This is a genomic window from Prosthecobacter sp., from assembly GCF_014879935.1.
In the GTDB taxonomy this organism is placed as follows: Bacteria; Verrucomicrobiota; Verrucomicrobiia; order Verrucomicrobiales; family Verrucomicrobiaceae; genus Prosthecobacter.
In genome coordinates, this window is the sequence record NZ_JACSRD010000082.1 from 1 (window position 1) to 10,981 (window position 10,981).

11 protein-coding genes and 1 pseudogene are annotated in these 10,981 nt (G+C 62.6%); 3 read left to right on the forward strand and 9 right to left on the reverse strand.

The features are described from left to right. Positions 1–138: 138 nt before the first annotated feature. The 6 genes from IAE77_RS04305 to IAE77_RS04330 form a co-directional block, all read right to left on the reverse strand. Positions 139–708, reverse strand: coding sequence for a hypothetical protein (locus IAE77_RS04305; protein ID WP_294222357.1), 570 nt, complete (start codon positions 706–708; stop codon positions 139–141). A gap of 86 nt (positions 709–794) precedes the next feature. Beyond that, positions 795–1,271, reverse strand: a complete 477-nt coding sequence (locus IAE77_RS04310) for an SRPBCC family protein (protein ID WP_294222360.1) — start codon at positions 1,269–1,271, stop codon at positions 795–797. A gap of 36 nt (positions 1,272–1,307) precedes the next feature. Further along, positions 1,308–1,973, reverse strand: coding sequence for a rhomboid family intramembrane serine protease (locus tag IAE77_RS04315; protein ID WP_294222365.1), 666 nt, complete (start codon positions 1,971–1,973; stop codon positions 1,308–1,310). Positions 1,974–2,019: 46 nt separating this feature from the next. Further along, positions 2,020–2,484, reverse strand: coding sequence for a thioesterase family protein (locus tag IAE77_RS04320; protein WP_294222368.1), 465 nt, complete (start codon positions 2,482–2,484; stop codon positions 2,020–2,022). A gap of 37 nt (positions 2,485–2,521) precedes the next feature. Then, positions 2,522–3,691, reverse strand: coding sequence for a cysteine desulfurase family protein (locus tag IAE77_RS04325; RefSeq protein ID WP_294222370.1), 1,170 nt, complete (start codon positions 3,689–3,691; stop codon positions 2,522–2,524). 163 nt (positions 3,692–3,854) lie between these two features. Further along, a complete protein-coding gene (locus IAE77_RS04330; protein WP_294222373.1) occupies positions 3,855–4,109 on the reverse strand; it encodes a UPF0175 family protein in 255 nt (84 codons plus the stop codon). 86 nt (positions 4,110–4,195) lie between these two features. On the opposite strand from IAE77_RS04330, the gene serS reads away from it, so the two are divergent. The 3 genes from serS to IAE77_RS04345 are packed head-to-tail and all read left to right on the forward strand — an operon-like array spanning position 4,196 to position 8,310. Next, complete coding sequence (gene serS / locus IAE77_RS04335; protein WP_294222376.1) at positions 4,196–5,467, forward strand: serine--tRNA ligase; 1,272 nt, start codon at positions 4,196–4,198, stop codon at positions 5,465–5,467. A 5-nt stretch (positions 5,468–5,472) separates the two neighbouring features. Then, complete coding sequence (locus IAE77_RS04340) at positions 5,473–6,411, forward strand: serine protease (protein ID WP_294222378.1); 939 nt, start codon at positions 5,473–5,475, stop codon at positions 6,409–6,411. Between the two features lie 42 nt (positions 6,412–6,453). Then, positions 6,454–8,310, forward strand: coding sequence for a prolyl oligopeptidase family serine peptidase (locus tag IAE77_RS04345; protein ID WP_294222381.1), 1,857 nt, complete (start codon positions 6,454–6,456; stop codon positions 8,308–8,310). A 224-nt stretch (positions 8,311–8,534) separates the two neighbouring features. Here IAE77_RS04345 and rplQ read toward each other — a convergent pair whose 3' ends face one another. The 3 genes and pseudogenes from rplQ to IAE77_RS04360 form a co-directional block, all read right to left on the reverse strand. Then, positions 8,535–9,023: a 50S ribosomal protein L17 gene (gene rplQ, locus IAE77_RS04350; RefSeq protein WP_294222384.1), complete on the reverse strand. Its 489-nt coding sequence runs from the start codon at positions 9,021–9,023 to the stop codon at positions 8,535–8,537. A gap of 33 nt (positions 9,024–9,056) precedes the next feature. After that, positions 9,057–10,178 (reverse strand): DNA-directed RNA polymerase subunit alpha, encoded by a 1,122-nt coding sequence (locus tag IAE77_RS04355; RefSeq protein ID WP_294222388.1) that lies wholly within the window; start codon positions 10,176–10,178, stop codon positions 9,057–9,059. A gap of 187 nt (positions 10,179–10,365) precedes the next feature. Beyond that, a pseudogene (locus IAE77_RS04360) lies at positions 10,366–10,981 on the reverse strand (hypothetical protein); the annotation flags it as partial.

Sequence of the window (10,981 nt, forward strand, 5' to 3'; positions counted from 1 at the left end):
GACGAATGACGAATGACGAATGACGAATGACGAATGACGAATGACGAATGACGAATGACGAATGACGAAGGTGGCGGGATGACAGGTCACGCGTTCACGCGACACGCTTTGACGAGCGGTGCGATGGCGAGCTGTTGCTCAGTGGGGCTTTGCGCCAGCCGTTGGTTTGGTGGCGCTTCCGGTGTTCGAGGGGGCGAATTTCGCCACGAGGAAGGCTCCACTGGCAGCGAGGACGCAGCCGAGGATGAAGGGCAGAGGCAGTTTTGACCAGCCGCCTTCGGGCGGATGCACCACCATGGCGGTGATGGTGTTGATGACCGGCGCACCGGCGAAAACGATGGGCATCACAGCTGCCGCCGCCGCGACGCCGAACCCACCACCGCCTTTGATGATCGGCGTGGCGGCCGCACCCAGGGCCAGAACGAGTGTGAGGGCACCCAAAGCGCCCGCGATGCCAGCGATGAGGCTCAGCGGAATGCCGCTGCCGGTGTCGCCGGTGAAGCTCCAGTTTGTGCCGCGTGCCTTGAGCACCAGGGCGGCCACGATGCCGATCAGCGCGTAGGCGATGCAGACAAACAGGAAGGCTTTCAGGCTGGCATTCGGCGTCTCGGGCCCCATCGGCATTTTCGAGCGGGCGGCGTGAAGGATGACGCCGTAAACGCCCCAGGAGAACACGGTGAGGAGCGCGTAGATGAGCCAGGTCTGCATGATTTTGGGTTTGGGTTGGGAGTTCACGAGGAGAGGTGGGACAATGATGAAATGCCGAGGGAGAACGCCTGCGACAACGGCTTTGTTCAGTTTTTGTCGCCGGGCTGTGATCTCCCGCCATCGAGAAATCGCGCGAGCGCTCCGAGCCGCCGCCGCGTTTCCTTTTGGAGCTGCCAGAGCATGACGGGATGCAGAATCCAGCGCAGCCAGCGGGGCCGGGCGGTGAACTGGAGTTTGTAGATGATCGTGGAGCCATCCGCGTTGTCTTGATGGCGGATGGACGCGGCGAAACGGGCGAAAAAGGGCGGACGGTTGATCATCTCCACAGCGGCGATCTCGGCGGGGCGGAAGGTGAGGTATCGCGTCTCAATGCCAATGAGGCCGAACCACGGCCTGCCGACACAAAGCGAGGTGGCTCCCAGTCCTGCGGCCGAGTGACCACGGGTGAGCCGTGCCTCACGCAGAAGGGTGTCCCATTCCAATCGGCGAGAATAGTCGTGCAGCAGAGCAAACACCTCGACCGAGGAAACGGGCATCTGTTGCTGGATCGTCGCTGAAGGCATGGTGAATGAGATCGCCCTGTCGGCCGGGGCTGCTGTCTATGGATCTCTCCGGAGAATCTGCAGCAGTGAGCGATGGTCGATCTGGGTCAGTTGAAACCAGCCGAAGTGGAGGGCCAGCAGGCCGATGCCAACGCCACCCAGCAGGCCGCCGATGTGCGCCCAATAGGCGATGTGGTCGCCACCGGAGATGACGCCCCACACATCGAAGGCGAACCAGAACAGGATGATGACCCATGCGGGGCATGAGAAGGACCCGCCGCGCACGAGAAACACCCAGAAGACGTTCACTCGGTCGAGCGGGTACATCGCCAGCACGATGCCGACGACGCCATTGATGGCGCCGCTGGCTCCGATGGCGCGTGAGCCATCCGCCAGCACATGAACCGACGCCGCGAGGAGGGTGCAGATGAGGAAGGCCACGAAATAGAGGCCGTTGCTGGTGTTGGTGCAGATCGCATTTCCGAACACCCAGAGGAAGATCATGTTGCCGATCAGGTGTTCGAGGCCGCTGTGCAGCAGAATGTGGCCGATCAGGCACGGAAAGGACCAGCCATCCAGCACCAGCATCCCGGTGGTCTCTTCGGGCAGGTAGCCCCACATCGCCGCGAGTGAGACGAGGCTGCACAAGGCGACGAGCAGCCAGTTCGCCCACGGACGCTCCTGGGTGAGGGTTTCGATCTCATAGGGGATGAAAAGGAGCATGGGATTGCGGTGGCTTTAGAACACGAAACCGTGAGGCCACAGGGTGCTACAAGGATTTCTTCTCCGGCCGTTTCAGCGCCTCATGGCTTGCCGCCTCGATCTTGTCGCGGAAGCGCTGCGGGATCTCGATGGCCTTCAGTTTGCCGGTGGCGGGATCGCGACGGACGCAGGCGGCGGTGATGCGTCCTTCAGCGGCGAGGATGCCGTTCGTTTTCCAGAAGCGGATCAGGTAGCGGATGACCTTGTTGCGCACTTCCTCGACGAGCAGTTCGCTGGTGAACTCCTCCTCGAAGTGCAGCGGTGCCATGTAATCGCAGGAGGCATGCACCCGCGGCCAGCCGACGCGTTCGTCGCCGTGGTGCGGCGGATCGACGACAGAGAACTCCAGGCTGCGGAAGAACGCATGCTCCACGCGCTCCATGTAGCGGAAGAAATTCGAGAAGTGCACGATGCCCGCCATGTCCGTGTCGGAGAACTGGACGCGGTCGGAACAGATGAAGGTGTGGGCCATGGCGAGGTGGGGCGAGGTGTTTTGAGCGGGAAACCGGTCAGTGCGTGACGACCATGCCGTCGTCACCGCGTTCGGCACGCAGTTTGTGGGCGCATTCGATGACCTTGTGCGCCGCTTCCTCCGCCTCCGGTTTGGTGTTGAAGCGATGAAACGAAACACGCAGCGTGCAGGCGGCATCACGGGCGCTGATGCCCATGGCTCCCAGCACGCTGGAGGAGTGAAGCGAGCCGGAATGACAGGCTGATCCGGCGGAGCAGGCGACCCCGGCCTTGTCCAGCAGGATGAGCATGCCGGCGGCGTCGATTTCCGGCAGGCAGAACGAACTCGTGTGATGCAGGCGGTGGGTGTGGCAGCCGTGAACGCGCATGTCTGGAAACGCGGCGTGTACGAGGTGCTCGAAACGATCCCGCATGGCATGGATCCGTGCCTTGGTGCCGTCGTTGAAGTGCTGCTGGGCCAGATCCGCGGCCATTCCGAGCGCCACGATGCCCGGGACGTTTTCGGTGCCGCTGCGGCGTCCCTTTTCCTGGCCGCCGCCGACGATCAGCGGCTCAAAGCGGACGCGTCGGCTCACGTAGAGGGCCCCGATGCCCTTCGGCGCGTGCATCTTGTGGCCGCTGAGGCTGAGGAAATCGACCGGCATCGCCTCCACATCCAGCGGGATCTTGCCCGCAGCCTGCACGGCATCGGTGTGCACCAGCGCCCCTGCCGCGTGGGCGATCTCCACGATCTCACGCATCGGAGCGATGACACCGGTTTCGTTGTTCGCCCACATGATGGAAACGAGGGCCACCGAACCACTGCGAACGAGAGTCCGGAGGGCATCGAGATCGACCCTGCCATCGCCGTGGACCGGCGCCTGGATCACGTTGCCGCCTTGTTTGCGCCAACGCTCCGCAGATTCCATCACGGCGGGATGTTCGGTGCCGGTGATGATCAGATACGGCCTCTCAGGCCACAGCGCGCGCACGGAGGCATGCACGGCATTGATCGATTCCGTGCCGCCGCTCGTGAAGATCATCTCGTCCGGCTGCGCATGGAGCAGCGCGGCCGTTTGCTCCCGTGCTCGCTGCACCGCGCGGCTGGCAGTGCGTCCACCCGCATGGGCGGCGGACGGATTGGCAAAGTAGTCGCGCAGGAACGGCAGCATCGCCTCCAGCACAGCCGGATCGACAGGCGTGGTGGCGTTGGCGTCGAGGTAGATCATTCTTCGGCAAGTTGAAGGGCTGTGGCAGTCAAGACATCGCTGATATGCGCCCCTGCGGATTTCAGCGCCGAGATCAATGGGGCGGCCAAAGGGAGGAGATCAGCCTGGTTGATCTTGGCCAGCAAAATGACCGGAGAGGCATTGACGACCCACCTCATCGAAATCAAAGGCGTGAGAGGCTGGACCGGAGGTCCTCGGGTGTTTCCTGTACCGGCGACACACCAAGACGGGACAACGCCTGGATGAACTCCGCCCGGCTCGTGCCTGCGATCTCCGCCGCTTTGCTCTGGGAGATCATGCCAGCCTCAAACCACTTCACCGTCGCCGCCAGCTTCAGTTCCCGGACAAATTCCTTCGGCGAGACGCGCAACGCTGAAAATGCCGTGTCGGGCAGGTCGAGCTCCAGGGTGGTTGTCATGCACGGATGGTAGTCTCTCATCGTCCTGACGCAAGGAGCCTTCCCGCGCTCGACAAAACGGTGTCAGCCGCTAACCTCCGCGCCCTATGCTCGACATCCGCCTCCTTCGTGAAAACCCAGACTCGGTCAAACAGCGCCTCGCCAATCGCGGCGGTGATCACGCGTCCCTGGTGGATCAGGTGCTGGAGATCGACACGCAGCGTCGTTCGGCGGAGACGGAGAGGCAGAGGCTTCAGAGTGACCGCAATCGCATCAGCAAGGAGATCGGCATCGCGAAGAAAAACGGCCAGGACACCAGCGCCATCGAGGCCGAAGTGCGTGGAATCGGCAGCCGCATCGATGAAATCGGCCGCGAAGCCGATGCCAGCGACGCCAAACAGCGCGATCTGCTGCTGAGCATTCCGAACCTGCCCCACGAGGCCTGCCCGGTGGGCCACAGCGCCGAGGAAAACCCCGAGGTGCGCGTCTGGGGGACGAAGCCCGAATTCTCGTTTCAACCGAAGGATCACACGCATGTGGCCGGTGCACTGGGAATGATCGACTTTGAGGCCGGCGCGAAGATCACGGGCAGCGCGTTCGTCGTCTATCGCGGTGCGGGGGCGCGTCTGGAGCGTGCGTTGATCAATTTCCTGCTCGATCTGCACACCACGCAGCACGGTTATCAGGAAATCAGCCCGCCCTTGCTGGTGAAGCCGGACTGCCTCGTCGGCACCGGACAGCTGCCGAAATTTGGCGATCAGGTGTATCACTCGCCTGAAGACGATTTGTATCTCATCCCGACCGCGGAAGTGCCGGTGACGAATCTGCACCGCGAGGAAATCGTGCCGCATGAAAAGCTGCCGATCAATTACGCCGCCTACACGCCCTGCTTCCGTCGTGAGGCGGGCAGTGCCGGCCTTGGCACGCGTGGTTTGATCCGCATGCATCAGTTCGACAAGGTCGAGCTCGTGAAGATCACCACGCCTGAGACGAGCATGGCTGAATTGGAGACGCTCACGGGTCATGCGGAGAAGGTGCTGCAGCTTCTCGGCCTGCATTATCGCGTGATCGAGCTTTGCACGGGTGACATCGGTTTCGGATCGGCCAAAACCTATGACATCGAAGTCTGGGCACCGGGGCAGGGCACCTACCTCGAAGTGTCGAGCTGCTCGAACTTCGGCGACTATCAGGCCCGCCGCATGAATCTGCGCTTCAAGGACGAGAACGGCAAAAATCGCGTCCCCCACACGCTGAACGGCTCCGGCACGGCCCTGGCGCGTTTGTTCGTGGCGCTGGTCGAAACGTATCAGCAGGCGGATGGATCAATCCTGATCCCGGAAGCCCTGCGTGGCCATTTTGGGTCCGCGAAAATCGGCTGAGCCGCATGAAGCACCTCGGCGTCTTCCTTCTCACGCTGTTCTCTGCCAGCGCTGTCATGGCGCAGGCTCCCGGCGTGCCGGTTTATGCCGAAGGACGTGGCGCACGGCCGAATGCGGCGCTGATGGAGCAGGCGAAGAAGCTTCAGGGTGAATCCGTGCTGCTATCGATGACCAAGGCGACCGAGCAGGCGCTGCGCAGCCAGTGTGACATCGCTTTACCACCCGCCGACACCAAGCCACTCAGCGCACGTGAACGCTGGCAGCGGGCGCGGCAGTCGCACATCCGTGTGGGGCAGCTTTACCTGTGCTCAAAGTGCGAGCGCTGGCACCTCGATCTCGCCGGCGGCTATGCCGTCACGGCGGATGGAGCCGTGGCCACCTGTGCCCATGTGATCGCTCCGCCACCGGACATGAAGGAAGGCTGGCTCGTGGCCGCTGACGAAGATGATGTGCTGCTTCCAGTGACAGAAGTGCTGGCCTGCAATGTCGGCACCGACAGCGCGATCATTCGCGTGAAATCAGAAAAGCCGCTGACGGCCCTGCCGATGGGTTTCGACGTGAGTCCTGGCGATTCCGTGTGGTGTTTCAGTGATCCGGGTGGCAAACGCGGTTACTACAGCGAGGGCATCGTGAGCCGTTTCGTGCGCCGGCCCTTCATGCGGAAAAAGGAGGCGGAAAAGCTGCCCGAAGGTGTCGAAGTGCCGAAGCCAGTGTGGCTGGAGACCACGACGGACTGGGCGCCGGGTTCCAGCGGCTCGGCCATCATCGACCAGTTTGGCAACTGCGTCGGTCACGTGTCGGAGATCCAGACCGTGGTCGAGGAACCGCTGCCGGTGAGGCGGAAAAAGGGCGAGACGTCCACCACGCAGCAACTCGGCACGCAGATCATCTTTCATCAGGCGATCGGTGCGGCGGAGGTGCGGGCGCTGGTGAAGAAACCTTGAGCAAGGCACGCAACTTTGCCTCACGCCACGCATTCATGCCGCATGAAGTCTGCGTTTGTTTTCCTTGTGCTTGCTGTCAGTGCCCTGGCTCAGAATGCCGGCGTGAAGAGCCATCGCGATCTGGTTTACGTCGAAGGCGGCCACGAAAGACACAAACTCGATCTCCATCTGCCGGAGAAGGCTGGGGAGCCTCTGCCGCTGCTCATCTGGGTGCACGGAGGTGGCTGGCAGGCGGGCAGCAAGGACGGCTGTCCGCCGCTGCGCAGTGGCTACGTCGAGCGCGGCTACGCGGTGGCGAGCATCAATTACCGCCTCAGCGGCCATGCGACGTTCCCGGCTCAGATTGAGGACTGCAAGGCGGCCATCCGCTGGCTGCGGGCGCATGCGAAAGACTATGGCCTCGACCCGAAACGCTTCGGCGTGTGGGGCAGTTCGGCCGGCGGGCATCTGGTGGCACTGATCGGCACAAGCGGTGACGTGAAGGAGTTCGATGTGGGCGCGAATCTCGACCAATCGAGCCGTGTGCAGTCCGTGTGCGACTTTTACGGGCCGAGTGATCTCACCGTGTTCGTCACCACGCCGGGGTATGAGAGCCACGCGACGGATTCCTCGCCCGAGGCGAAGCTGCTCGGCGGCACGGTGATGCAGAACAAGGACAAGGCTGCCCGTGTGAATCCGATCACCTATGCGAGCAAGGACGACCCGCCGTTTCTCATCGTGCATGGCGACAAAGACCCCACCGTGCCGATCAATCAGAGCCAGCTCTTGTTTGAAGCGCTCAAGAAGACCGGTGCCAGCGCCCGCTTTCACACGATTCACGGCGCAGGTCACGGCGGACCGGGCTTCGCAGGCCAAGACATGGACGCCATGGTTGCGGCATTCTTTGACGAACGGCTCAAGAAGGCCTCGGACAAGGTCGAGGCGCTCAGCACCGAGAGCACGGCCGATCCCGCGATGACGGCACGTGATCCGCGCAAAGGCATGCCACAACCGGGTGCCGCGCGTCGTGCCGGGATTCCGTGGCAGGCAATCACCGGTCGTGATGACAAGAATCAGGACGGGAAGGTGAGCCGGGAGGAGTTCAGCGGACCTGCAACACTGTTCCAGCGCCTCGACAAAAATGGCGATGGCATGCTGACACGGGATGAACACGAAGCGTTTCAAACGCCGCCGCCGCAAACAAGCGCGCCAAACAAAGCGAGTGCGGCGATGACGGGATTTCAGCTCGATGGTGAACGCTGGACCTATCGCGACGGTGATTTCACGATGGATGGCATTTTCATGAAGCCGGAAGGGAAGGGGCCTTTTCCAGCCGTCCTCATCAGCCACGGCATGGGTGGCAATGCGCAGGGTTTTGGTGGCATGAAGGCTCGTGAGATGGTCCAGTGGGGCATGGTGTGCATCGCGCCGAATTACACGCATGCAGGCATCGCGGGGGATCGCGCGCAGTTCGGTGCCAGCGCGGAGAATCTCCGCCGTGCGAAGACCTGCCTCGATATTCTGCGCAGCATGCCGGAGGTCGATGGCACCCGCATCGCGGCCTATGGCCACAGCATGGGTGGTTTCGTCACTATCGGGCTCGCGGCAACTGAACCGGGATTGCTGAAAGCAGCAGCGATCACGGGCAGCGGCATTTCGTCCCAGGAAGGGTATGCCGCGCCTTCGACGAAGGCCGCGGAGAGAATCCGCACCCCGTTTCTGATGCTGCATGGCGCGAACGACACGACTGTGCGTCCAGAGCAGTCAGCGTCACTCAAACAGGTGCTCGATGGCAACCAGGTGCCGAACGACCGGCTCATCGCCGACGGCCAGGGGCATCCGATCGATCAGACAATGCGGGACGAGGTGTTCCGGCTCGTGCGGGAGTGGTTCCGCAAGCAGGGGGTGCTACAGCGTTAGCACGGCTGTGGAGGAGAATGGCTCTTCTCTGTCGCAATGTTTGAGGTGCGGCGGGCCAGACGACCGATTGAAGCGCTTTCAATGCGCGAGAGGATCTTTTGTCTGGGAGGCGGAATCCAGGCCGGCCATGTCTCGCAAAGCGAGCTTGCATGGGCTGACCAGCACAAAAAAGCGCGGGAGTCTTTCGACTCCCGCGCGGGATGAGTTCTCAGATGGAGGCCTGCTTATTCAGCAGCTGCGGCCTTTTTGGCAGCGGCTTTCTTCTTGGCAGGGGCCTTTTTCTTTGGAGCGGCTGCTTCTTCGGCGGCCGGTTCGGCAGCGGCCTCGGCGGCTGGAGCTTCAGCGGCCTTGGGCACGAAGGCGTCCACCCACTCAATGTAGGCCATCGGGGCGGAGTCGGTGCGACGCTGCCCGAGCTTGGTGATGCGGGTGTAGCCACCGACGCGGTCCTTGGAGGCGACTGCGATCTCTTCGAACAGCTTCTTCACCATGTCCTTGTGACGGAGGGTGGAGAGGGCGGTGCGGCGGGCATGCAGGGTGCCGCGCTTGCCGAGGGTGACGAGCTTCTCCGCGAAGGGGCGGAGGGCCTTGGCCTTGGCGAGCGTGGTGCGGATGCGCCGATGCTCGATGAGGGAGCAGGTGAGATTCATGAGCAGCGCGTCGCGGTGGTCCTGCTTGCGCTGAAGTTTGACGATTTTTCTTCCGTGTTTCATGTCCTAAGTGGTCTTTCTCTTTCCTTTGATTGATTACTCGTCCTCGTCGTCGGCGTCCGGCAGGTGGCTGTCCACGAGCTTGGAGAAGTCGAGGGCGTCGGCTTCTTCATCGTCGTCGCTGATCATGCTGCTGCGGGCGAGCAGGGAGACACCGCCAGGGGTGGCTTCAAGCAGCGCGGGGTCGAACTTCATGCCGAGGGACAGGCCAAGCTCGGCGAGCTTTTCCTTGATCTCGGTGAGGGACTTCTTGCCGAAGTTGCGGTAGCGCAGCATCTCGCCTTCCGTCTTCATGGCCAGCTGGCCGACGGTGGTGATGTTGGCGTTGTTGAGGCAGTTGGCGGCACGGACGGAGAGCTCGATCTCGTTGACGCTCATGTTCAGGAGCTTGCGCAGCTCGCTGTTTTCCTCGCTCTGGGCCTCTGGCGCGGCCTCGAACTCGATGGCCTTGTCGTCGTAGTTGACGAAGACGTCGAGGTGGTGGCGCAGGATGGCGGCGGATTGCAGCAGGGCGTCCTGCGGGGTGATGCGGCCGTCGGTCCAGATGTCGAGCACCAGCTTGTCATAGTCGGTGTTCTGGCCGACGCGGGTGTTTTCGACCGCGTACTTCACGCGGGTGACGGGGGAGTAGATGGAATCGATCGGGATGACGCCGATGGGGGTGTCAGGGCGCTTGTTTTCCTCCCAGGTGGAGAACCCGCGGCCGACGCGGACTTCGAACTCGCACTCGAACTTGGTCTTGCGGTCCAGATGGCAGATGACCTGGTCCTTGTTGATGACTTCGTAGTGGTTGTCTTCCTTGATGTCACCGGCGGTGACGGCGCCTTCCTTGTCCACGAAGATGGAGAGCAGGCGGGCTTCCTTGTTCTCGCTGTTGTGCTTGAAGCGGACCTTCTTGAGGTTCAGGACGATCTGGACCACGTCTTCCAGCACGCCAGGGAGCGTGGTGAACTCGTGTTCCGCGCCGCGGATCTTCACGGAGGTGATGGCCGCGCCTTCCAGGGAGGAAAGCAGGACGCGGCGGAGGGAGTTGCCAATCGTGTGGCCGTAACCTTTGTCGAAAGGCTCGGCGACGAACTGTGCAAAGGTTTCAGTTGCCGTGGCCTCATTTTTGACGAGGCGGTTCGGCATCTCGAATCGAGCAAGACGTACTGACATGGGATGTGTGATATGGCCGGGTTACCTCCGGGCGAGAATCCTGCGCTTCCCAAGGGGAGACAGGCACGGAGACCAACGGCGAATTGAGGGGGGACTCGCGAGGGGCGGGGATAATGCAGGCCGCGCCCGGGATTGCAACCGGGATTTTCACCCCGGTCAGCCGTGTGAAAGGGGCGGGAAATGGGCCTCAGCGTGTCACCCGCAGCCGGAGGAATCGGCTGGGCACGGAACCGATGGTGACGGTGTCGCGGACTTGGAAAACGTCGGTGCCTGTCGGGTAGGGGGGACCGGGTAACACGAGGCCTATGCCGGTTTGAGTGACCTGAGCAGTGCCGAAGAACGAGCCGCCTGGGGATGCGGCGGAGATGGTCGTCCAGGGGCCGTCGAGGCTGTTCGCGGCCTGGACCTCGAAGGCGACGTCCTTGGCGGCGATCAAACGGCTGAAGGTGATGCTGAGACGCTCGTCGCCGGGGTCTCCGACGACGGCCATCGTGGGCGGGGCGGCTGGCTGGCGCGGATCGAGGCCCAAAGCGTATTTCAACAGGTTGGGCATGTGGTCGTGCGCCGGTGTCTCCAAATCGGCGGCCTGGCCCTCATTGGCGGTCGTGCCGAAGTAGTTCTGACGCCAGGCCTCGACGGGTGTGACGGTGGTGAAGGTGGCATCGGGTCCGTAATAACTGACACCGACGCCGTCGGTCAGCTTCAGCCGGTAGTGGTAGGTCTCTCCAATCACGAGATTCGCCGGGGTTGCCGACGGGTTTTGGACGGAGTTGTTGCCGCCGCCGATGACGATGCCTCCGCCG

Bases quoted from the DNA above. Each gene is read 5' to 3' on its own strand.
- IAE77_RS04310 (WP_294222360.1), bottom strand. From the start codon at position 1,271: ATGCCTTCAGCGACGATCCAGCAACAGATGCCCGTTTCCTCGGTCGAG.
- IAE77_RS04330 (WP_294222373.1), bottom strand. From the start codon at position 4,109: ATGACAACCACCCTGGAGCTCGACCTGCCCGACACGGCATTTTCAGCG.
- rplQ (WP_294222384.1), bottom strand. From the start codon at position 9,023: ATGAAACACGGAAGAAAAATCGTCAAACTTCAGCGCAAGCAGGACCAC.
- IAE77_RS04315 (WP_294222365.1), bottom strand. From the start codon at position 1,973: ATGCTCCTTTTCATCCCCTATGAGATCGAAACCCTCACCCAGGAGCGT.
- IAE77_RS04345 (WP_294222381.1), top strand. From the start codon at position 6,454: ATGAAGTCTGCGTTTGTTTTCCTTGTGCTTGCTGTCAGTGCCCTGGCT.
- IAE77_RS04355 (WP_294222388.1), bottom strand. From the start codon at position 10,178: ATGTCAGTACGTCTTGCTCGATTCGAGATGCCGAACCGCCTCGTCAAA.
- IAE77_RS04320 (WP_294222368.1), bottom strand. From the start codon at position 2,484: ATGGCCCACACCTTCATCTGTTCCGACCGCGTCCAGTTCTCCGACACG.
- IAE77_RS04325 (WP_294222370.1), bottom strand. From the start codon at position 3,691: ATGATCTACCTCGACGCCAACGCCACCACGCCTGTCGATCCGGCTGTG.
- IAE77_RS04305 (WP_294222357.1), bottom strand. From the start codon at position 708: ATGCAGACCTGGCTCATCTACGCGCTCCTCACCGTGTTCTCCTGGGGC.
- IAE77_RS04340 (WP_294222378.1), top strand. From the start codon at position 5,473: ATGAAGCACCTCGGCGTCTTCCTTCTCACGCTGTTCTCTGCCAGCGCT.
- serS (WP_294222376.1), top strand. From the start codon at position 4,196: ATGCTCGACATCCGCCTCCTTCGTGAAAACCCAGACTCGGTCAAACAG.